At 35.1% G+C, this 22,784-nt stretch carries 16 protein-coding genes; 8 read left to right on the top strand and 8 right to left on the bottom strand.

What is annotated here, in order from left to right:
- Window position 1: 1 nt before the first annotated feature.
- The 5 genes from OOT12_RS00960 to OOT12_RS00980 all read left to right on the top strand — a co-directional run bounded on the left by OOT12_RS00960 (window position 2) and on the right by OOT12_RS00980 (window position 4,949).
- Window positions 2-1,798: an aminopeptidase P family protein gene (locus tag OOT12_RS00960; protein ID WP_264375041.1), complete on the top strand. Its 1,797-nt coding sequence runs from the start codon at window positions 2-4 to the stop codon at window positions 1,796-1,798.
- A gap of 94 nt (window positions 1,799-1,892) precedes the next feature.
- A complete protein-coding gene (locus OOT12_RS00965; protein WP_213863964.1) occupies window positions 1,893-2,258 on the top strand; it encodes a hypothetical protein in 366 nt (121 codons plus the stop codon).
- A gap of 97 nt (window positions 2,259-2,355) precedes the next feature.
- A complete protein-coding gene (locus OOT12_RS00970; RefSeq protein WP_213863965.1) occupies window positions 2,356-3,000 on the top strand; it encodes an alpha/beta hydrolase in 645 nt (214 codons plus the stop codon).
- A 5-nt stretch (window positions 3,001-3,005) separates the two neighbouring features.
- Window positions 3,006-3,785 carry an SDR family oxidoreductase gene (locus tag OOT12_RS00975; protein WP_213863966.1) on the top strand — a complete coding sequence of 260 codons (780 nt, stop codon included), beginning with the start codon at window positions 3,006-3,008 and terminating at the stop codon, window positions 3,783-3,785.
- 90 nt (window positions 3,786-3,875) lie between these two features.
- The gene (locus OOT12_RS00980) at window positions 3,876-4,949 is read left to right on the top strand and encodes an ankyrin repeat domain-containing protein (protein WP_007302061.1); all 1,074 of its coding nucleotides are present in this window, start codon (window positions 3,876-3,878) and stop codon (window positions 4,947-4,949) included.
- Window positions 4,950-5,203: 254 nt separating this feature from the next.
- Here the strand turns inward: OOT12_RS00980 and OOT12_RS00985 are convergent, their stop codons facing one another.
- The 6 genes from OOT12_RS00985 to OOT12_RS01010 form a co-directional block, all read right to left on the bottom strand.
- The gene (locus OOT12_RS00985) at window positions 5,204-8,068 is read right to left on the bottom strand and encodes a hypothetical protein (protein WP_264375040.1); all 2,865 of its coding nucleotides are present in this window, start codon (window positions 8,066-8,068) and stop codon (window positions 5,204-5,206) included.
- Complete coding sequence (locus OOT12_RS00990) at window positions 8,049-10,403, bottom strand: VirB4 family type IV secretion/conjugal transfer ATPase (protein WP_264375039.1); 2,355 nt, start codon at window positions 10,401-10,403, stop codon at window positions 8,049-8,051. The genes OOT12_RS00985 and OOT12_RS00990 overlap by 20 nt, the downstream gene beginning before the upstream one ends.
- Before the next feature lie 54 nt (window positions 10,404-10,457).
- Window positions 10,458-10,823 (bottom strand): hypothetical protein, encoded by a 366-nt coding sequence (locus OOT12_RS00995; protein WP_010402638.1) that lies wholly within the window; start codon window positions 10,821-10,823, stop codon window positions 10,458-10,460.
- A gap of 104 nt (window positions 10,824-10,927) precedes the next feature.
- Window positions 10,928-12,310 (bottom strand): DUF350 domain-containing protein, encoded by a 1,383-nt coding sequence (locus OOT12_RS01000; protein WP_264685300.1) that lies wholly within the window; start codon window positions 12,308-12,310, stop codon window positions 10,928-10,930.
- 132 nt (window positions 12,311-12,442) lie between these two features.
- Window positions 12,443-13,438: an NAD(P)H-dependent flavin oxidoreductase gene (locus OOT12_RS01005; RefSeq protein ID WP_264375037.1), complete on the bottom strand. Its 996-nt coding sequence runs from the start codon at window positions 13,436-13,438 to the stop codon at window positions 12,443-12,445.
- Window positions 13,439-13,443: 5 nt separating this feature from the next.
- The gene (locus OOT12_RS01010) at window positions 13,444-13,965 is read right to left on the bottom strand and encodes a cytochrome b (protein WP_213863969.1); all 522 of its coding nucleotides are present in this window, start codon (window positions 13,963-13,965) and stop codon (window positions 13,444-13,446) included.
- Between the two features lie 264 nt (window positions 13,966-14,229).
- Here OOT12_RS01010 and OOT12_RS01015 point away from each other — a divergent pair, with 264 nt between their 5' ends.
- Window positions 14,230-15,402, top strand: coding sequence for an NADH-quinone oxidoreductase subunit D (locus OOT12_RS01015; RefSeq protein WP_264375036.1), 1,173 nt, complete (start codon window positions 14,230-14,232; stop codon window positions 15,400-15,402).
- An 18-nt stretch (window positions 15,403-15,420) separates the two neighbouring features.
- On the opposite strand, the gene recJ is transcribed toward OOT12_RS01015, so the two are convergent.
- Window positions 15,421-17,157, bottom strand: coding sequence for a single-stranded-DNA-specific exonuclease RecJ (gene recJ / locus OOT12_RS01020; protein WP_264685301.1), 1,737 nt, complete (start codon window positions 17,155-17,157; stop codon window positions 15,421-15,423).
- A 659-nt stretch (window positions 17,158-17,816) separates the two neighbouring features.
- Here recJ and miaB point away from each other — a divergent pair.
- Window positions 17,817-19,139 (top strand): tRNA (N6-isopentenyl adenosine(37)-C2)-methylthiotransferase MiaB, encoded by a 1,323-nt coding sequence (gene miaB, locus OOT12_RS01025; protein ID WP_264376570.1) that lies wholly within the window; start codon window positions 17,817-17,819, stop codon window positions 19,137-19,139.
- Window positions 19,140-19,203: 64 nt separating this feature from the next.
- Here miaB and OOT12_RS01030 read toward each other — a convergent pair whose 3' ends face one another.
- Window positions 19,204-19,437 carry a hypothetical protein gene (locus OOT12_RS01030; RefSeq protein ID WP_010402600.1) on the bottom strand — a complete coding sequence of 78 codons (234 nt, stop codon included), beginning with the start codon at window positions 19,435-19,437 and terminating at the stop codon, window positions 19,204-19,206.
- A 138-nt stretch (window positions 19,438-19,575) separates the two neighbouring features.
- Between OOT12_RS01030 and ileS the strand changes: the two genes are divergently transcribed.
- On the top strand, window positions 19,576-22,746 hold the full coding sequence (gene ileS, locus OOT12_RS01035) for an isoleucine--tRNA ligase (protein WP_264375033.1): 3,171 nt from the start codon (window positions 19,576-19,578) through the stop codon (window positions 22,744-22,746).
- The last annotated feature ends 38 nt before the right edge of the window (window positions 22,747-22,784 follow it).

Raw genomic sequence — 22,784 nt, forward strand, 5'->3', positions numbered from 1 at the left:
CATGTCAAAAATCGAAGAATTTCGCTCTTTTATGCACGAAATAAATGTTGATGCATTTATTTTGAATACTAAAGACGAGTATTTAAATGAATATTCAAAAGAGTTAGCAGAGTTATGTGGCTTCACGGGAACAAATGGGCTACTTATCGTTACAAAGAGTAATAAGTGCCCATTTTTTACAGATGGACGCTATATCACACAAGCTCGCAGTCAGCTCGATCAGGGCAGTTTTCGAGTATATAATATACAAGAAGAGGATCCACACAAATGGGTAAAAGCAAACTTAACATTGACTACCTCACTGGGTTACTATCCGCAATATTTTACTATGAAGGACATAAGAAAATATGAAGGCATTTGTAAACTAGTACCATACTTAACTAAAAAAGATAGTAGTCATAAAGCACAAACAATAGTCTCACATGTATCTGGTGAGAGTGGTAAGGATAAATGTGAAAGAGTAGCTAAAAACATAGAGGCTGAAGCAGTGCTTCTGACTGATCCAAATTCAATTTCGTGGTTATTAAATTTAAGAAATGAAAGTGCTGAATATACTCCTTGTATATTGGGTCGTGCTATATTGTATAAAAATGCCAATGTTGATTTATTTATTCAAGATAAAGAACATTCAACTATAGAAGCAAATTTTGATAACCATATAAATGTTTTTGATATTAGTGAGCTAGAAAATTCACTACATAAGTTAAATTTGGTGGTGATAGATCCAAGCACGACTCCAATGAGCATTATGAATGCAATAGATCCCTTGTATAACCATTATTTAAATGAAAAATCAGCTTCGGTGTCATTCCAGTGCTTGACCAGAAATAAAAAAGCATGGATCCCAGTGTCAAGCACTGGGATGACAATAAGTAATGAAAGAGGTCTAATAGAAAATAAGCAGATAATTGAGAAGGAGGATCCTTGTTTGATTCACAAAGCAGTAAAAAATCAAACTGAAATAACTGGAGCTATAAGTGCGCACATCAAAGATGGAGTAGCAGTTATAAATTTTCTATATTGGCTTGAAAACAATATTGACAGTGAAATTACTGAGCTTGAAGCTGAAGAAAAAGTTTTAGAATACAGAAAAGAGCAGAATTTGTTTAAGCAACCGAGTTTTCCAACAATTTCAGCATTCAACGAGAATGGAGCAATCATTCATTACCGTGCAAGCAATAAGACAAATAAAGTCATTCAAGAAGATGGGCTGTATTTAATTGACTCTGGTGGTCAGTACCTTGATGGCACAACCGATGTTACAAGAACTATAGCAATTGGTAGTCCAACCAATGAGCAACGAGCTCACTACACAATAGTATTAAAAGCTCACATTGCGATAGCAAGTGCGGTCTTTCCTTCTGGCACTACTGGTGGAGAATTGGACATATTAGCGCGTATACATTTATGGAAATTTGGAATGGATTACATGCACGGTACAGGACATGGAGTAGGAAGTTACCTTTCGGTACACGAAGGACCGCAAGCAATATCAAGAGGAAATAAAGTGGAACTCATTCCAGGCATGATACTTTCTAACGAGCCTGGTTATTATATTCCAGGAAAGTATGGAATAAGAATTGAGAATCTGATGTATATTGAAAGGCGAGAAAACGTCTTTTTAAGCTTTAAACAATTGACCTCTGTTCCTTATGATAAAAAGCTAATAGATATACAAATGCTTACTGAAGATGAAGTTAAATGGATAAATAGCTATCACCAATTTGTTTATAAAAATATAGAAAATGGCATAAAAGATAAGGAATGGTTAAAGAGAGTATGTGAACCTTTAAAATAGTTAATTTGTCATTTAATCAAGTATTAATATAGTTGTTCTTGTATTGTTTTTAATTAAAAACAATATATAATATTAGTTTCAAATAGGTGTAATTATGACAGATAAAGTGCAAGATGATGAATTTATGAAGCAGTACATGGATACTTGCAAAGAGCAAATAGAAAAATTGGCAAGCGACCCTAATTTGCTTCAACAGACCTTAAAGCCATTCATGCAAATGTCTCAGCAACTTATGGCTGGTGGTATGCTAGAAGGAAATATGCCTAGCATGATACCTGATATGGGTGGTATGGATATCAACAAGATGATTGCTCAGATGAAGGAAATGTATGATTACATAAAGAGTAATCACAAAGAGCTCATGGGAAAAGATGCTTCACAAATTCAAGAGCTTGATGATTCCAGCAGAAGATTGAGAGGCTTGGTCAAGAAATTGATAGAGAAAATTGAAGCTAAGTAGTATTTATTCATATCAAAGAGCTATAGCAGTAGTGAGGTCTTGTTCCTCAAATTTAGTATTACCATAAAGTTAAATATAAACATAAAGGGATGAAGAGATGATTGAACTTAAAAGCCAAGAAATTTGTCCAAATGGAAATAAGAAAAATTTGATTATTTTTTTTCATGGTTGGGGCTCAAGTGGCGATAATTTCGTGCATCTTGCTAAAGTTATGAGCAAGTTTTTGCCTGATTCATGTTTTGTGGTACCGAATGCTCCGTTTGAGAGGGAAATAGGTGATGGTTATCAGTGGTTTAGTTTAGAGGATCGTAGTGAAGAAGCACTATATAATGGGGTGAAAAATGCTGCATCAATTGTAAATCATTTTATTGATACAAAATTAAAGGAGCTTAATTTAAAAGATACTCAGCTTTCTTTAGTTGGATTTTCTCAAGGGGCAATGCTTGCAATACATGTGGCTCTTACCCGGCTTCAGTCTTGTGCGTCAGTTGTTGCGTATTCTGGTAGATTTCTTTCGCCTTCAAAAACTGCACCGCAGATAAAATCAAAACCCAACATATGTATTATTCATGGTGACGCTGATGATGTGGTACCTTTTTCGTCCCTTGATTTAGCGGTTAAAGCTCTGAAAGAAAATGGAGTAAACGCTCAAGGATACCCAATTCATGGATTAGGCCATATTATTAATGAAGAAGGAATAAGGTTAGGGGTTGAGTTTATCAAGAAGAATTTTGGAAATTAATTTCCATGCACTTGTTTTGCTTTGGTTACGGATATGTAGCTAAATTTCTATCGAAAAAATTGCTAAATTTAGGCTGGAAAGTTAACGGTACATCAAGAAATAAAGATATACAACTTTTTGATTATGAAAAGGTTGATCAAGATCTGCTTAAAAGCGTAACACATGTTTTAGTTTCTATTCCTCCAGACGGCGATGATGTTATGGAGAGATACGGTCATTGTCTGGAGAATATTAAATGGCTTGGTTATCTTTCTGCAACTAATGTTTATGGTGACCACTGTGGTAATTGGGTGAATGAGGAATCTGAAACAAAGCCTATAGAAATTAGAGGAGAAAAGCGCCTTGAGTCTGAAAAGAAGTGGCTAAGTAGCAAATTGCCTGTACATATTTTTCGTTTGGCTGGGATATATGGTCCTGGTAGAAATGCGCTAATTGACCTGCAGCTTGGCAAAGCAAGAAATGTGAAAAAAATTTTTTCTCGTGTTCATGTTGAAGATATATCGAATATTTTATTTTCTTCCATGCAAAATATAAAGCCTTATGAGATATACAATTGTGCAGATGATTTACCTGCTACGCAATCTGAAGTGGTCACGTATGCAGCCGAGCTTCTCAATATTAGCCCTCCAGAGCCAGTTGAGATTTCTTCCGTACCAAATTACGCACGGGGTTTTTATTTAGGGTCAAAAAAAGTAAGCAATACTAAAATTAAAAAAGATCTTGGTGTCTCTCTAGTTTATCCTGATTACAAGGTGGGTTTAAAGAGTTTGTATATATCAGAATAGAGAAAATAGATTGCCAGATGCAAAAATTTTTCTTGAATGTTCCTTGTTTTGATGTAATACCACTAGGCATACTATTATATAGAGGTAAATATGTTCAGCACTCAATCGCTCCCGGTTGAAAATATTCTATTACATCAAGCCGCTTATAATGGTAACATAAATGAAGTTAGGTTATTACTTAATGTAAAAACTGATATCAATATCAAGGATAAAAAAGGATTTACAGCCTTGCATTTTGCTGTTTATTCAGGACATTTAGACGTAGTAAAGTTACTAATCAGTAAAGAAGCTAATATTCATGCAAGAACTACTAAAGGCAGTACAGTTTTACACTTTGCTGTTGTAGCTAAAAGCAAAGCTATAGTAGAGGAGTTAATTAAAGCGGGAGCTGATCCCAATATAAAAGACTGTACTGATGGTAAGACACCTTTACATATTGCTGCTCAAAATGGACTTGTAGAAGTTGTAAAGGTGTTACTTAATACTCAAGAAATTGAGATTGATGCTAAAGACAATGAATTTGGTATAACAGCTCTGTACTTAGCCTCTCAGAACGGACATACTGAAATAGTTGAACTATTAATTAGCACAAAAAATGCTGATGTTAACATAGTAGATAAAAAAAATAATGTCACACCCTTGTATCTAGCTGCTCAGAATGGGCATGCAGCAGTAGTTAAGTTGCTTCTTGATAATGGTGCTAAAGTCAATGGCTGTGATACCAGTATGAATCCTTTGTGTGTAGCTATTGATAATGGCCATGACGAGGTAGCTCAATTATTACTTAGTGTAGAAGGGGTGGATGTCAATATTGGCAATCAGCTTGGCAATACACCTCTACATATAGCAGCTATGAAAGGTAATGAAAAAATGGCAAGATTACTGCTAGAAAAAGGTGCTGATCCTAATATTAAAAACCTTTCAGGAGATACTTCCTTACAAGCTGCTGAATACGTAAGAAAAATTAGCTGGCATGATAATCCTCCAAATGTACAAGGAGGATTCTTCGTGTTAGTTGGCTCGAATGGAATATATTCATTTCAGCAATTTTATGAGCAAAAAAAAATTATGGAGCTTTTGGTACAACATATAAAGGACAGCAGACCTAGCTCATCAGTAGATGAAATTGACGTATCTGTTCAGCAGAGTAGCAAAATAAGATAGATGAGAAAACTAGTTTGTGACATTGGCGTCCAGTTAAATTTACATGGATTCCAGTGTCAAGCACTGGAATGACATTATGGAAGCTGTGATGACAAGGAAGGAAGCACTAGAAAGAAATGGGTGTCACGCACTGGGATGACATTATGGGAACTGAGATACAAGAAAAGAAACACTGGTTTGACATGCATCTGAACAGATACTCTCAGTGATGTAAATTCAACTTTACCCCATTTGCAACCATCAGGGTCCTTTGACTATAATCCTAACAATTCTTTTCTAATTTCTTCTTTAATTGTATCAATAATCTTTTGATCAAGTTTATTTATTAAGGAATCATCAATACCTGTGATATCATCTGGATTTTGTATCATTTTGTCAATAGCATCATCTATTTTTTTTACTCTTTTTTCATTAATTTCCTCAAATATAGGTTTAATGTTTGCGTAACCAGGAGCGCCCTTGCTATAACTTTTGCTGCTTTCGTTGATACAACCACCAGCACCATATGTTTTATTCACGTAGTTTTTACTACATTTTGTTACATCTTTATACCCAATCTCACCATTTTCTATATATGCTATTTTATTATCTTTACTAGAGTTTAGCTTGTCCCCTTTCTTAATTTCTTCTTTTAATTTTAAACTTTGTTCATGAATTATTGTATCTTTGTAATCCCTTCCCCCATAGGTTCTGTATGTACCTCCGCCTGCAACAGTAATTAAATCTTTACAAATTGTTTCTGAAGAGTCTCTGCACATTTTTATTAAAGTTGGTCCCCCATCCTTGTTAGATTCATCATCTTCTTGTCCACCACCTCCTTCTGTCACTTTTACTTTAATATATGGATAACTAGGGTTGACTCTCAGTTTAGCTTTAATGTAATCACCTGGCATTCCTAGTCTACTTACAGTAGACTGAGCTTTATCAGCTATATGACCAGCTTCACCACCTCCCCATGCTTCTATTTCAACGTAATCATACATTGACAGATCATCTGTATAGCCATCTCCAAGCTCATAAAGTTTTTGATCCCTGTCTTCAATAATCTTCTTCTTATGTTTCAATTGTGCTATTATTATTTCACGTAATCTCTTTTTTAAACCCTCTAAATCGAACCTACACAATTTATCAGCATAAAAGACTTCTGTTCTATTTGCTTTAATCGGTTGATTTTTTAATTGTGTGCACTTTTGTATTTCACCTTTCTCGTTTTTTACTGTTTTACCATCCTTATCCTTGCAATCCACTTCTTCATATCTTAAGTAAAATAGTTTATCATTCTTATCTACATACTGTGTTGAGCGACTACATACTCCATCAAAGCAGAGGCAACCATCATCACCGTGATTACAGTTTTTTTCTTCATACTTTCCATCTGTTAACTCATATACTATTTTGCATTTGTCACAATTTTGTTTTGTATCTACCTCTTTATCCTCTTTTGCCATGCAGTTATCTCTAGACTTATTTTCAGCAGGAATGGAAATATATCCTTTTTTATTAAATATTATTTCATTCAGTGCATCTTGTGGCTTTGCTAAAACCTCAATTGTTTCGTTACAGGGAAAATAATAAAGCTGATCAGACTCCTTTGAATAAACAGTATTGTATTTATTGTATCTTGCCCCCATTGATTTTAGCGATATTAGCTTACTTTCTTTTTTAAGAACAAACTCCTCTGGTTCTGGTTGCCACCCAGAAAGGCAGAGCATTTTACTTTTAGAATTTTCTTTATATTTTATTTCTACTTTTGGATATCCTGAGCCATCTAGTTTGCACTTACCATTCTGAAGCTCTTTACATTCTGTTTCAATATCGGGAACATATCCATATTTTTCTAGAACTTCAAATTGCGAATTATTTTTTAATATACCTTCTATTACGCTATCGATGTCGCTTTTACTGTTACTGCTATCAGTTGTTTTTGCCACTATTGCTGGCTTTACTACTTTTAAAGGTAGATGGCCAACATATGTAGGAGAATTTTTATTAACATAAAAAGTACAGATGCCATTACTGTGAGTTCCACGTGCGTCATAAGTACAAACGTTCTCACTCATCTTCATTTTTACTTTTAGCGTATTTTCGCCTTTACCCTCATTAGGCTTTGGTATGCTCACTTCTTCAATCTTTGGAGCAGGTGGCGCTGGGAAGCAGCGAGCAGGAAATTGTAATTTTCTTTTGGACTCTTCTCTCTCAGTACCATAATATTCAGTGCAGAGCTGACCTTTTTTTCTATAAGTTTTAAAGTGATGGTGGGTATCTTTATCTGGAATAGAGTATGTAGCACTTTGAATGTTTTTATTACTTGAAATAACGCGTGGAAAAGGTAGCTCTCTTCTTTCTTTCAGCTCACCAATAATGACTCCAACTCTTGGATGGAAATAATCATTTTCTTCATTTGTTATAGGAACAATTCTAACTTGTGGTGGTGACATCGCAAGTTGTTCACAAAATGCAGGTGGGCCAGGTGCAAGTTGCACAGGGGCACACTTTACTTTTGTTTGATAGCATGTATCACAAGCTTTTTCCATCTCTCCAGGACGAAAAATATTTTCCCCAGAAAATACTCTAGAGCCCCATGAAGAAATTCCTGACATACAAGCCCCCTTTTGACTACAAGCGCATATTTTAGGGGCATTAGCAAATTTTACTTTTTCTTCATCAGTAACACCATCTGCCCATTCCCATCCAAGACCTTGGGCAATTTCTCCTCCAGCTTTTGTTTTATCTCCTTCCCAATCTATAAAAGCTGCTGCAGAAACTCCAGCTCCTGTACTCTGCGTTCCATATATCTGGCGGCAGAATGTTCCACTGGATAATATATAACAGTTGTCGTTCCCTTCGTAATCGCAGACCTTAATCTTTGGATCGAAGTAACCTTCTGGTCCCTGATTATTTAATGCTGTAACTTTAATAAATTGCAATAATTTTTCGTCAAAATCTAAATCGCTCCACTTGCCTTTAAAAAAATTCGCAATACCTTTTCCTGCTTTACTTCCTGTAGCTTCAATTTCAGTATTACTTTTTACAAATGTTGGACAATCAGCATATCCTTGATAAGAAAGACAAAATATCAAGGAGAATATCAATAAAAAATTAAGCTTTACATTTTTCATAGAACGCCGGTAACCACTTACTCACTTTTTCGCCTTTTTCCTTTATTGCTTCATACATATACTTTATAGTCTCTTTATTAGCTGAAAGTACATGTATTTCTTTCATATTCTTCAAATCTAGATTTAAAGTTACTAAACCTTTGTATTGCTTTATCAAAAATAAACCTTCCTGTGTTGGTGTTTGCAAAATGACATTCAGTTCCTCTTTCGACAGAGAAAATGCTTTCATGTATAACCTGTTTGCATTTATGTTCGGCATCAGGATCCTCGTATCGACATGCTTATCTAAATATTGAGTAAACTTGCTAGCAAATGCTAGGTTTAAGTTTTCAGTACTTAGAATTACTACAACATTTAACTTTGTCATTCTTTGCATCCAGTCGTCAAACTCTCCCTCTGTAGGAAAAATATTACTTATCTCCCATGCTTCATCCAAAACAAGTATTGCAGGTGAGCCATCACATTTTGCTTCGAAAGAGTATAAGAAATAGTAAAGTATCACGGACATACATTCTTTTTGCTTAGTGAGATTTGCAGTATTGAGGGATATAGTTTTTGTTCCCCAGTCAATGTCTGACTCATCACCATCTTGGAATAAGTAAGCAAATTCACCATCACCACACCATTTACTTATTTTGCCTCCAAGAAGTAAAAGCACTTCAGAAATTTGAGAAATAGATCGCGATTCTCTTGGTATAGCAAATATAGAATCTACAATTTTTTTTGTCTTTTCTTCTACGTCTACCAAACTTGCATCTGCAACCATCCTTTTGATCAATTCAACAAGCATATTGCGATTAGAAGCACTATCTTCAATGTTCAGTGGGTTAAATTTTAGACTTTTATCTTTATATTTTGGATCAATTATGTAATATTGGCCGCTTACTGCTTTAGTAAATATTATTGATTTTCCAGTATTATCCAGTATAACAATCCTAGGGTTAAATTTTCTTGATTCCGAAAGTAAGAAATTGATCAGTGAGGTTCTACCTGAATTTGGAGCTCCAAGTATTGTGGTATGACCATTATTTTTCTTTCCATGAAAGTTAAAAAAGTAAGGACTGCCTTTTTTTGAAAAAAAAACTGTTACTGCTTCTTTCCATCTTCCTCCTTTTAACGTACCTGATGTAAAATCATGCAACATAGCAAAGCTGCAAGCATATTTTTCTAATATATTTTTTGGTTGTGTAACAAAAGCAAAGTTTCCAGGAAGCTGTGCCCAAAAATGATTTTCCATGTGCAGATCAGTTCTAAACATCATCAACCCGATTAACGACATTACAGAGGATAAATCGCTGATATTTTTAGCTAACCTATTCTTATCATCTGCAAAGATTGTAACAATAATTTTCTGTTGACAAAAATCCATAGCAGAAATTTTTTCAAGCTCTATTATTTCATTTATTCCTGAGTTTTGAAGTAAGGTATTGTCCTCACTGATTTGCAGTATATTAATTTGTTTTTTAAATTCTTTTACTGCTTTATTATTACTAGTAAATATTATTATTTCTGTGATGATAAGCTCAGAGTCAAGTTGCAAACACCTATCTATATTTTCTAAGGGGATTTCTCGATATTCCTTTATGCAAAAAATAGAACCAAACTTCTGTTGACCTTCAAACGATGTTTGAAATTTATTGAAACCGAAAGCTACTTTTAGGTTTTTCACATGCTGCGATAGGTCCCTTTCACATATTGGATAATCTTTGTGCGTTAATGTAATAATGTAATGGAGAAATTCCATCATTTGAGAATATATTTTACCTTCACTAGACCTAAGGCCCAGTTTTTTAGCTCCAAAAGGTTCTAAATCTTTTTGAATCAGGTCAGTTATTTTTTGTAATTCTTGATGATTTTTTTGTAAAAATAACTTGTGCCTATTCTTTATCCCGCCAAAAAAAAATGCATTATTAATATTTTTGCCAAAATCACTAAGTAACACCACAATGTACAATTCATTTATATACTGTAGTTTACTATCAACTAGTTTATTAAACCACGTTGAGTGTAGCTGATCGGAAAAGTCTGCAGTTTTATTCCACTGTAAGCTCAGTTTATTGCGCTTACGGACAGTGTGAATCCAAACGGTAAAATATAAACTCTTGATATTTTTTGATATACTTTTTCTAATTTCAGTTCTAAGATCACCATAGTTATCAACTGAAGAATAGTCTTCTAATTTGATTATTTTTAATAATTCCCCCTGTTTTGTTAGTATAGTTTCTTCATCGTAGTGGCAAGCATAAGGGATAAAATCTAAATTAATACTTTCTAGTAACGCTAAATTGTTCTTTTTTTCAGAATTAGAGCTAGTGGCCGGTACTTTTGGTTGCATACAACATTATGTGTATTCAATAAAAAGATAATTAAAAAACATAAAAATACTATCTTAATTTTTATCTTTTTTTTCGCTGTCGGGCTGTAATTTTATATCTTTTGCAAAGTTGAATTTTTCTTTCAAGTAATCTGTTGCTTTTTCTGTACTCCCAAACATCATGATCAGTACACCAAACAGTATCATGAAGAAAATTAGACCTCTGAACACTACTGCAAGTATCACTGTAGCTATACATAACCCTATAATTGTCGAAGGATTCATATTTTCCATAGTATCTTTAACTGAAAATGAAGAAATAAGTTCTTTCAACGTTCCTGGTATATTTTTCAATTCATCACTTGCTTTGCTAGAACATGACATGAAGATAAAACTTAACAGGGCTACAATAGCAAAAACTCTACCCAATTGAATACGCATCAGCTAAATACCTTTAAGATACTCCTCAACTGTAACAATTTTTACATCAATAGGCAAGAACCGAATTCACTTGCTCACCATAAGTAACTCATATTTAACTTTTATCACTGTGTTAGCCCTTTATTATCAACAAGAGGACTCACACTAATGGATGTCAATTTACTTGACAGAATATTTGAACAAAATTCAGCAGCTGCTGCTGTAGCAAACACTGCAGCCACCACAAACAGTCCTGCTCCTACTAATCCTGATGTCATTACTCCTGCAACAATGCACCCTATTGCTAAGAGAGCAGAACTTGTTACAAGTGCGACGTGAAGATTTTTATTATGAGGTTCTTTAACTTTACTCTTATTTTCGTAATTAGCAGCTTCTTTTTTTTCGGATTGCATTGCCTGACTACCTGTCACTAAGATCACATACTGAGATGATTCTTTTTTAACTTGATCTTCAATCTTTTCATGATGTTTAGAAGGGGATCTTCTTCCGCTTGGGCCTTTGGGCCTTGTTTTGTTCGGATGTGCTAATTTTGTTTTTCCTTCATCTTCTAGTTGCAAACTATTATCTTCCTCAGCAGGGTTTAATTTTAAGTGTACACTTTCCTCAGATGAAATGCTTGTTACTGAAGTTAAGCTGTTCCTTCTGCTACTTGATGCCAAGCTAGATGAATTTATTCGACTATCTAAATCACTACTACTACTGAATTTAGAAGTATTTGCACCACTTGTCACTTCTACAGCATTCACAGTTATATTAGGCTTTTCATTTTTTAAATCTTTACTATCAATCGAAAGATCAGATTGACTATTCAATTGTGATTGTGTGATCTTCTTTCTTTCTTGCGATTGTTTTGATGTAAGAATTGTTGAAGCATCATAACGACCTGAACTTCTCAAGGAATTATATATTCCAGGGGTTCCTTTTCCACTTACACCCTTAGCTAAAGAATCCTTTTCCAGAGGATTAATACCTGAATTTTTGGGAATTTCAACTTCACCAGAAAGAATTTGTTTGTTAAATAGTTCCATAGTATTATTTTGTCTATTTGCTTGATTACTTCTAAGACTTTTCTGATTTTGAATAGTGATACTAGAATGATCTTTATTGTTGCTCTTTTTAGTAATCTCTGAAATTATTTTTAATGTTTTCCCTCTTCTTGTTGGTGATCCTTGTGATTGTTCTATTTCATTCTTAAATACTGGAAGTCCGACTTCTGATCCCATTACTTCTTTTTCCAATTCTGGAAGAAATTTCTCGGTGTAATAATTATAATATTTTTCTTGCTCTCTCAGTAATTTTTCTAATTTAATTAATATGTTCGGATCAGCTGCTTTGTTGAACAACTCTATGCATTTTGCGATAGTTCCATCTCCCTTTTTTAGATTTTCATGATTATGTGTTTTTTTTGTGACCTTTTTGTATATAGAATTGTACAATTGTTGATTAATATCTTCACTCTTCTGATGTTTTGCAAAACGACTTAGCATAACATTTCTCCATACATAACAAAATGTATGAATACCTCTTTAGCGTTAATTTTACATTAAAACTGGGCAGTTATGCCTTGTTGCGGATAATTATAGCAATTTGCTAACTATTTTCTTTGCTGATTACTGATTTTACATTTCAACATAATTGCTTGCCTGTTGAACTAACATATCTATCACTTCTTTTACAGGCTTTTCTCTATCAACCATGCCAACACTTTGACCGGCCATTAAAGATCCTGTTTCAACATCTCCATCAATTACTGCCCTTCTTAAAGCTCCAGCCCAGAACTTTTCTATTTCAAGCTGCCCATCTTCTTTTGAGATTTCTCCATTTTGATATTTATCAATAATGTCTCTTTGATGCTCCATAAAATCGTCACTTGCTTTGTTAGCTATAGCCCTTACTGGAATTACAGGGAAATCAGCACTAATCTGCACAGAAGATACAGCATTACGCGCAGCTGATTTGATGAATACTTCTTTAAAATTTTTGTGAGCGATTGACTCATTCGTGCAGACAAATAATGTACCTATTTGACAGCCACTTGCTCCCATTTCTAGGTAGTTCACTATCATTTCGCCTCTTCCTATTCCACCTGCAACAAATACCGGTGTTTTCTCATTTTTAAAATGAGGTAATATCTCTTGTGCGAGAACAGAAGTGCTAACAGGACCGATATGTCCTCCTGCTTCCATACCTTCTATTATTAACGCATCTACTCCCATTTTTACTAACCTTTTCGCGAGGCTTAATGCTGGTGCAAAACACATAACTTCAATGCCCGCACTCTTGATTTTTTCTATATTAGGCTTCGTTGGTAGTCCACCGGCAAGCACTATATGGCTTACTTTCGTTTCAATGCACACATCTATCAACTCACTCAACTTTGGGTGCATAGTAATTAGATTTACACCAAATGGTTTGTTAGTTAATTTCTGTGTCTCTATGATTTCTTTTTTCAGTAAGTCTGGAAACATTGCACCGCAAGCAATCACGCCAAATCCACCAGCATTTGAGATTGCTGAAACCAAATTTCTCTCTGAAACCCAGCTCATAGCACCACCCATTATGGCAAACTCACTACCGAGAAAATTTGTTCCTTTTTTCCAGAGGCTACTTAACATATAACCTATATCATACGTTTAAAAATGTTTTGTTTATCTATAAATGTGTGTTTTAAAGCACCAATTATATGCAAGGCTATAAAGAGTATCATAAAATATGCAAGTATCGAGTGTAACTGATTAGCTGCACTAGCTAGATCTTCATTATGGTTAATTAATAAAGGGATATGGAAAAAATATTTGATCTCTTTGCTAGAAGCAGAAGACATGACATAACCAGATAGTGGCATTAGCACCATCAAAGCATATAAACCAAAGTGTATCGTTTTGCTCGCATTGATTACAAATCGAGAAAAATTGGCTGGTAATGGCGGAACATAAGTAAAGACGCGAAAAAATATACGTACTATAATTAATCCAAGAACGGTGATACCACAAGCCTTATGAACAGCGTATATGCTGAATTTAATTTCACTGCTAATCGGCAAACTTTTCATGTACAGCCCAGAACAAAGCATGCCAATAATAAAAGCAGACATTAACCAATGAATGATCCTTAAACCTAAACTATATTTATTGTCTTTCATTAATTTTGATTACTCTAAAGTAGAATTTATATAGTAGAAAAACTATTTCTCAATCAAAATTATCTATACATAATTTCGCTGCCTTGATCAACATAAGTGCAATAATTGTATGTGACACATAAACATTGTCTATCAGATCATGAAGAAGTGGTGAAGTTTTTGAGAGTTTTTCTATTGTAACGATGAGTTATAGCTTGTACAAGAAGCCTATTGACTTTAAGCACATTTTACCCTATACAATTCCAATACCTTAAGCTACCAAGCATGCCTGATCTAAAGACAATGATGCTAAACTTTGGCCCTCAGCACCCAGCTGCACACGGGGTGTTACGTCTTGTTTTAGAGATGGATGGTGAAGTGATCGAGAGGGCAGATCCCCACATTGGACTTTTGCATCGCGGCACTGAGAAGTTAATAGAACATAAAACATATCTTCAAGCTCTGCCTTACTTTGACCGCCTTGATTATGTGTCACCAATGTCACAAGAGCATGCATATTCGTTGTGTGTAGAGAAATTGTTGCAATGTGAAATTCCAATTAGAGCAAAATATTTGCGTGTTTTGTTTTGTGAGCTGACAAGAATACTAAATCATTTACTAAATATATCTTCTCAAGCACTTGATGTTGGGGCGATGACTCCTCTTTTATGGCTCTTTGAAGAGAGAGAAAAAATACTCGAGTTCTATGAAAGGGCCTCAGGTGCAAGATTTCACGCAGCTTATATAAGGCCAGGTGGACTTGCAGCAGATATCCCAGAAGGTTTGATTGAAGATATTGCAAAATTTATAGAGCAATTTCCAAAGTATATAGATGATGTTGATGAACTTTTAACGGAAAATAGAATATGGAAGCAACGCACTGTAGGAATTAGTGAAATATCAATAAAACAGGCGCTTGATTGGGGCTTTAGTGGACCAATGCTCCGTGCTGCTGGGCTTGCTTGGGATCTGCGAAAAAGCCAGCCATATGAGATATATGATCAGCTAGATTTTGATATACCAATTGGCCAAAATGGTGACTGTTATGACCGTTATTTAGTAAGAATGGCGGAGATTAGGCAATCTATCAGCTTGGTGAAGCAATGCGTAGAGAAGATACCTGAAGGGCCAATAAAAACTGAAGATAGAAAAATTTCTCCACCGCCAAGAGCAGAAATGAAAACATCGATGGAGGCTATGATCCATCATTTTAAGCTTTATTCAGAAGGATATAGTGTACCAGAAGGTGAAGCTTACACAGCTGTTGAGGCACCAAAAGGCGAGTTTGGAGTATATATAGTTTCAGATGGTACCAATAGACCTTATAGATGTCGAATAAGAGCACCTGGCTTTGCGCATTTACAAGCCTTAGACTTCATGGCAAAAGGACATATGCTTGCTGATATTGCAGCAATTATCGGTTCACTCGATATAGTCTTTGGTGAGATTGACAGGTAATTATTGTAAAATAGTAACTCAACTAATGGTCAATACATCCTCTATTAAAAACTGCACAAATTCATTTCCATTCCAATAATTCATAGAGATTTTACCTAAAATTGATTTAACATTTCCCTGCATGATAGCAGAGCCAAGCTCGGTATTTGCAGAGCGAAACGCAATAGCTTTTACCATAACATTATCATCAGCAATAAAACATTTTATATGATCAACTCCTATAACTTCCGGCTTTCTTATCTTTGCTCCTTGGATGATAAATCTCGGTTCAGGATTGCCAACACCAAATGGCTCTAAGCGTTGCAATTGATTCCACAGGGATAAGTTTATTGCTTTAGCTGTTACTATACCATCAGCTTTTATAGTTTTATCGTTTGTGGAGTTTGCAAATCTTTCAGTAAAGAAATCATGTAGATCACTTATTTTATCTTCCTTAATCGAAAATCCTGCTGCCATACTGTGACCACCACCTTCAATGATTAGGTTGGTAAATTTTGCAGAAAGAACCGCAGCACCAATATCTACCCCAGAAATTGATCTGCAGCTTGCTTTTCCTATTCCATTATTTAAAGATATTACTATCGTTGGTAAGTGAAATTGCTCCTTTAGTCTTGATGCAATTATACCAATTATTCCCTGGTGCCAGTTGCCACTTACCATTATAAAATTTACACCTAATTGTGCAAATTTTCCTGCTTGTGTTGTAGCTTCCAAAATAGCCTCATTTTCTAGCATTTTTCTTGCATTATTTAAATCTATTAATTTTAGCGCGATTGAATGTGCATCATCATCATCGGTGGAAAGCAACCTTGCACCGAGCGATGCTTCTCCAATTCTTCCTCCGGCATTTATGCACGGTCCAATGCTAAACCCTAATCGTGAAACACTTGGTTTTTCAAGGATTCCCAAAGCGTCAAACAAAACACGTAAGCCAACATTTTTTCTTGCTGACATAACTTTTAATCCTTGTAAAACAAAAGCCCTATTTAGGCCTGTAATCTGCATAACATCGCAAACAGTTCCAAGAGCAACCAAATCCAGTAGATCAAATAAATCTGGTTCTTTTTTGTTGGTAAAAAATCCTTGCTCACGTAGGCTTCTATTAAGAGCAACAATTAGCAGAAATGACACTCCAACTGCTGCAAGATTAGTATAAGAAGAGCTCTCATCAAGGCGGTTGGGATTAACAACTGCTACAGCACTTGGTAATTTTTCTGTTCCAAGGTGATGGTCGACAACTATAATATCAAGTCCAAAGACTTTTGCATCTTCTATTGGTTGATATGCAAGCGTACCGCAATCAACAGAAATACATAAATCAATACCATTCTTTTTAAGTTGTAATAAAGCATCTGTGTTCAATCCATAGCCCTCATCAACACGATCTGGAATATAGATTATAGAGTGTGTCCCAATCGCTCTTAGGTACCTATTAATCAATGCTGATGACGTTGCACCATCAACATCGTAATCACCAAATATTGCAATATTCTCATTATTGTTTATTGCTTTTATTATGTGAGAAACAGCTTTATCCATATCAAGGAGGTGAAAGGGATCTGGTAATAGCGATCTGATTAGTGGGTGTAAGAAGTCATGTGCATTTTCTATGTTAACACCACGAGCAACTAATATTCTTGCTAATATTTCTGGCAACTCAAATCTCTGTATAAGAGTAAAAATCTCCCTTTGATCTGCTTCTTGTAACTTCCACAGTGCATTTGTTATGCTGCGTTTTTCAATATCAAGTAGCATATTTTTTGTAAATAAAACTACTTTACCAGAACTTTTACGCTTGTTCTATAATTGTGTTAGACTTCTGTATAACCTAAAGAAAGATATAGGAGAGTGTCACTCGAAAGGAATCACATTTATTTTGACAAAGAGCATCTGTAAAATCTGATACTTCTTCTTGCATAACATGCTCTTTAATTAGTATTATATCTATATTAGCATATAAGTGTGAATATTATATTAGTGTAATTACTTTTTGGTATACATGACAAATTTATGCCTGGAAACAGTTTTTGGTTACTCAAACCTTTTCTACCTTTATTTCATATTCTTTAAAGTATTTTTTGCACTTTCTTTATAAAAACCATAGGTACCAATCGGTTTTTAGCTTAAGAATAAAGGTTAAGTATCTGGAATTCTGGACATAAAATCCTCCTGAAAGATTAGAAAGAAAATGCAGCGCACATACAACAGAATTTGAACACGTGCTGAAGAGTACGTTTTTTGTTGAAAAATTGACTGAAAAGTCTGCAGACGAAGATAGATTTTTGAGCTCTTAAAATACCTCTACTGTTAGAGTAAGGAAAGCGAGAAGGTTTGTCAAGCAATCTTTATTGGCTGTTGTACTAGAATTCAGTTTTTCGTATAATTTGCTAGAATTTGTGTGAAGAATTTTAAATATGAAAGGCCTATATATTAAAACTTACGGCTGTCAGATGAACGTTTATGACTCCATTTTAATGGAGAATATAGTTAAGCCTTTAGGGTTCAACGTTGTTAGTGATGCAGAACAAGCTGATTTGGTGATATTGAATACTTGTCATATTAGAGAAAAGGCAGCAGAAAAGCTTTACTCAGAGCTTGGAAGAATCCATTCATCACAAAAAAATAAGGAAATGACCATAGTGGTGGCTGGATGTGTAGCGCAAGCAGAGGGAGAAGAAGTGTTCAGAAGGGCTCCTTTTGTTGATATTGTTGTTGGTCCGCAGAGTATTTCTGCTTTACCGGAGTTAATAGTCAAAGCAAGCAGAAGTAAAGGTCATGTAATAAATACTGATTTTCCAGAAGTTGCGAAGTTTGATAAATTGCCAGATGAATGCTATGGCAATAGCCAGGGGTCTTCTGCGTTTCTTGCCATACAAGAAGGTTGTGATAAATTTTGTACGTTTTGTGTGGTACCATATACACGCGGGGCTGAGTATTCACGACCAGTAAATGAAATATTCCGTGAAACATTGAAGTTAGTTGCAAATGGGGCAAGGGAAATCAATTTGCTCGGTCAAAATGTTAATGCTTATCATGGAGAGTGCGAAGGAGAGGTGTGGGATTTAGGAAAATTAATTAGTCACATTGCTAAAATTGAAAAGCTAGAAAGAATCCGCTACACAACTTCTCATCCAAGAGATATGCACGAATCTCTCTACTTGGTACATGCGGAGGAATCAAAACTCATGCCGTTTGTTCACCTACCTGTGCAGTCAGGTTCGAATAAAATATTGCATGCAATGAATAGAAAACACACGGCAGAGGAATATTTGGGAATAATAGACAGATTGCGCAAATTGAAACCTGAAATTGAATTTTCTTCTGATTTTATCGTTGGCTTTCCTGGAGAAACTGAAAAAGATTTTGAAAAAACTATGAAATTAGTAGAAAAAATAAAATATGCTCAGGCTTATAGTTTTAAATATAGCCCAAGGCCAGGAACGCCAGGTGCGGAAAGAAAAGATCAAGTACCAGAAGAGGTTAAAACAGAGCGCCTTCTTCGTTTACAGAAATTAATTAGTGAACAACAACTTGAATTTAACCAGAGTATGATAGGCAAAACTGTATCTGTTCTATTCAGTGATAAAAAAGGTAAACACCAAAATCAAATTATTGGTAAAAGCCCATACATGCAATCAGTATGCGTTGATGATCCTGACGATAAATACAAAGATAAAATAGTAAATGTAAGGATATTGGAAGCTCGGCAAAATAGTTTGTTGGGATGCGCTGCCTAATTAGAGAAAAGTGCTCCTATGCTCTCATGTAGAAGCACTTTGTGTGTTTTTATAAGTTTATAAGCTATCTAGATTTAATCCTTAAGGGACTACAACTCTCTGTTACGCAATCATATGAGACTTGATATAATAGATTTGCGGGATTTTTTTTCTTTTCCCACTGATAGTGTACTTTTTCAACCTTTCCAGAATTATTATATTCATAAGAAAGCGATCTCCAAATAACGCTGCTTTTACTATTATTTTTGTTAGCATCGTGAAATTTCTGATAAGGCCAACTGTTATTGTCTTTATTCATCTTTAACTTAAGTAAATAAGTCTGATTTATTAATATGCTGTATAATAATGTCAATACCTATCAATGTTTATAGAAACAGAGTTTTTGGATTTGTAATTTTCCAGAAAGCTCTATATTCTTTGATTTTATCCAGTTAAAATGAATATGAAGTATTATCCTGATACAAGCAGCAGTCCTGATTTTTCATTGCTAGAAAAGGAAATCATAAAATTTTGGCAGGAAAATAAAATTTTTGAGCAGTCAGTCGAGAAACGTTCCAAGGATCATTGTTTTGTATTTTATGATGGGCCTCCGTTTGCAAATGGACTTCCGCATTACGGACACTTGCTTACTGGTTTTATAAAAGATGCATTTGCAAGATATCAAACTATGCTGCAAAAAAGGGTTGAACGCAGATTTGGTTGGGATTGCCATGGGCTACCGGCTGAGATGGGCGCGGAAAAGGAACTTAGAATATCTGGTAGAACTGAGATAGAGAAATTTGGCATTGAAAAATTCAATAATCATTGCCGTACTTCTGTGATGAAATTTTCATCAGAATGGGAGAAGTATGTAAATAGACAAGCAAGATGGGTAGATTTTCACAATGACTATAAGACTATGGATAAGTCATTCATGGAGTCGGTCATGTGGGCATTTAAGCAGCTTTATGATAAAGGTCTGGTGTATGAATCAATACGCGTTGTTCCCTATAGCTGGGCGTGCGAAACTCCACTCTCTAATTTTGAAACAAGGCTTGATAATGCATATAGAGAAAAAATTAGCAAAGCTGTAACTGTTGCTTTTGAACTTTTAGAAAATCCAAAGCAATTTAAACAAAAATGTAGATTACTTGCTTGGACTACAACGCCTTGGACGTTGCCGAGCAATCTTGCACTGGCAGTAGGGGAGGATATTGAGTATTGTATGGTGTTAGTAAATGGTGAAGTCTGCATCTTTGCTGAAAGTTATTTAGAGAAATTTGTCAGCCACTGTGAACAAAGCAATATTCAATATGAAAACTGTAATACAAAACTTAAAGCGAGTGATCTTGCAGGTCTTTCCTATAAACCACTGTTTGATTACTTTAAAGATACAAAAAATGCGTTCCGTGTTTTCATTGCTGATTATGTTACAGGAGAAGATGGTACTGGTGTTGTGCACACTGCTCCTGGATTTGGTGAAGAAGATTTTTACCTTTGCCAAAGCCATGATATTCGAGCTGTTTGTCCAATTGATAACGGTGGGAAATTTACTGCAGAAGTTTCGGATTTAACAGGAGTTCATGTTTTTGATGCCAATGATACAGTAATCAAGAAATTAAAAAGGCAGGGGAGCTGGTTTAAAACTGAGCAATATATTCACAATTATCCACACTGCTGGAGAACTGACACTCCTTTAATCTACCGCACTATGCCTTCTTGGTATGTTGCCGTTACAAAATTCAAAAGCAGAATGGTAGAGCTAAATAAGAGAGTTAATTGGATACCAAACCACATTAGAGATGGTCAATTTGGAAAATGGCTTGAAGGAGCGCGCGACTGGTCTATTTCACGCAATCGATTCTGGGGTACTCCAATTCCTGTGTGGAAATCAGACGATGCAAAATATCCAAGAGTGGATGTGTATGGCTCAATAGCAGAACTAGAGCGAGACTTTAATGTTAAGATAGATGACTTGCACAGACCGTTTATCGATACTTTGACGAGACCAAATCCTGATGATCCAACAGGAAAATCAGTTATGCGTCGTGTGCCTGATGTGTTTGATTGTTGGTTTGAGTCTGGCTCGATGCCGTTCGCGCAAGTTCACTATCCGTTTGAAAATAAAGAATGGTTCGAGAAAAATTTCCCTGCGGATTTTATCACTGAATATATAGCACAAACAAGAGGATGGTTCTATACGCTTTTTGTGCTTTCCACTGCTTTATTTGACAGTGAGCCATTTAAGAACTGCATATGCCACGGTGTGGTTCTTGATGTGAAAGGGCAGAAATTATCCAAACGTCTGAATAATTATGCGGACCCAATGGAAGTGTTTGACAAATATGGTTCTGATGCGCTGCGTTTTCTTATGCTGTCTGGTTCCATTGTCTGCGGTGGTAATTTACTACTCGACAAAGAAGGAAATTTAGTGCGTGATGTTCTGAAAAACGTAATAAAACCTATTTGGAACAGTTATCACTTTTTTACTATGTATGCAAATGCAGATGGAATTAAAGCTGAGATTTGTCAAGATTATCAAAGTACTATTGATCGCTACATGATTTCAAAATGTTTTGAAGCTGTGGAAGGCATCCAAGCTTCTATGAACAACTATAACTCTCAGGAAGCTTGCAAAATCTTGACAGATTTTTTTGAAGTGCTAAATAATTGGTATATTCGTCGCAGTCGCGAGCGTTTTTGGAAAAGTGACTTAGATCAAGATAAAACCGACGCTTATAATGTGCTATACACAGTTTTTTATTACATGCTTCGAGCTGCAGCTCCTTTGTTGCCACTCATAACAGAGACTATATGGCAAGGGCTTAAGTACAAAGAAACATCTGTTCATTTGGCTGATTTTCCACAATCAGATAGATATGACAGTGAACTCATTGCCAAGATGGATTTGGTAAGAGAGATATGTAACTCTGCATTATCCATCAGAAATACGTTTAATATACGCATCAGGCAGCCACTTGGCAGTATGACCATTTATCATAGGTCTTCCTGCGATTTCCTTGAAAATGAATATCAAGAGATAATAAGAGATGAGGTAAATGTAAAAAAATTAGAATTAGTAAACAGACTTGAAGATATTGCATCACTAGAGCTAAAACTAAATTTTCCGCTACTTGGTAAGAAGATTGCAGATAAAATCAAGAAACTAGTTCAATATGTCAAAGAAGAAAAGTGGAAGCAAATTGAGAATGAGCAAATATTTCTGGGGGATGAAACAGAGAACTATACTATAGAAAAAGGTGAATATGAACTATTGTTAAAAGCAAACAGTGAATATTCTTCTGTATTTGATAACAATAAAGGGATTGTTATTCTGAGCACTGAGCTCGATGATGAACTAATTCTAGAAGGGCTTGCGAGAGATGTTGTGAGGCTTATTCAAGAAACTAGAAAACAAGCTGATTTTCATATATCAGATAGAATCAGAGTAATAATCAAAACAGAAGATGAAAAAATTAAGGAAGCAATAAATACATGGGTTGAATATATAAAAGAGCAGACTCTTGCCTTATCTTTGGACATTAATAAAGAGATCGAAGCCGATTTCTATTCTAAGGAATACCAAGGTTTGACAGTTGGTATTAAGTTAATAAAGTTGCAAAGTTAGTAATGTTTATGCTATACTTAGATTGCTTAGGGTAAGGT

Source organism: Wolbachia endosymbiont (group B) of Parapoynx stratiotata (genome assembly GCF_947250635.1).
GTDB lineage: Bacteria > Pseudomonadota > Alphaproteobacteria > Rickettsiales > Anaplasmataceae > Wolbachia.

Coding starts and splice junctions, on each gene's coding strand:
- OOT12_RS00980 (WP_007302061.1), top strand. CDS start 3,876: ATGTTCAGCACTCAATCGCTCCCGGTTGAAAATATTCTATTACATCAA.
- OOT12_RS00975 (WP_213863966.1), top strand. CDS start 3,006: ATGCACTTGTTTTGCTTTGGTTACGGATATGTAGCTAAATTTCTATCG.
- OOT12_RS00965 (WP_213863964.1), top strand. CDS start 1,893: ATGACAGATAAAGTGCAAGATGATGAATTTATGAAGCAGTACATGGAT.
- OOT12_RS01010 (WP_213863969.1), bottom strand. CDS start 13,965: ATGAAAGACAATAAATATAGTTTAGGTTTAAGGATCATTCATTGGTTA.
- OOT12_RS00970 (WP_213863965.1), top strand. CDS start 2,356: ATGATTGAACTTAAAAGCCAAGAAATTTGTCCAAATGGAAATAAGAAA.
- OOT12_RS01005 (WP_264375037.1), bottom strand. CDS start 13,438: ATGTTAAGTAGCCTCTGGAAAAAAGGAACAAATTTTCTCGGTAGTGAG.
- OOT12_RS00990 (WP_264375039.1), bottom strand. CDS start 10,403: ATGCAACCAAAAGTACCGGCCACTAGCTCTAATTCTGAAAAAAAGAAC.
- OOT12_RS00960 (WP_264375041.1), top strand. CDS start 2: ATGTCAAAAATCGAAGAATTTCGCTCTTTTATGCACGAAATAAATGTT.
- OOT12_RS00985 (WP_264375040.1), bottom strand. CDS start 8,068: ATGAAAAATGTAAAGCTTAATTTTTTATTGATATTCTCCTTGATATTT.
- recJ (WP_264685301.1), bottom strand. CDS start 17,157: ATGCTACTTGATATTGAAAAACGCAGCATAACAAATGCACTGTGGAAG.
- OOT12_RS01000 (WP_264685300.1), bottom strand. CDS start 12,310: ATGCTAAGTCGTTTTGCAAAACATCAGAAGAGTGAAGATATTAATCAA.
- OOT12_RS00995 (WP_010402638.1), bottom strand. CDS start 10,823: ATGCGTATTCAATTGGGTAGAGTTTTTGCTATTGTAGCCCTGTTAAGT.
- OOT12_RS01015 (WP_264375036.1), top strand. CDS start 14,230: ATGCCTGATCTAAAGACAATGATGCTAAACTTTGGCCCTCAGCACCCA.
- miaB (WP_264376570.1), top strand. CDS start 17,817: ATGAAAGGCCTATATATTAAAACTTACGGCTGTCAGATGAACGTTTAT.
- ileS (WP_264375033.1), top strand. CDS start 19,576: ATGAATATGAAGTATTATCCTGATACAAGCAGCAGTCCTGATTTTTCA.
- OOT12_RS01030 (WP_010402600.1), bottom strand. CDS start 19,437: ATGAATAAAGACAATAACAGTTGGCCTTATCAGAAATTTCACGATGCT.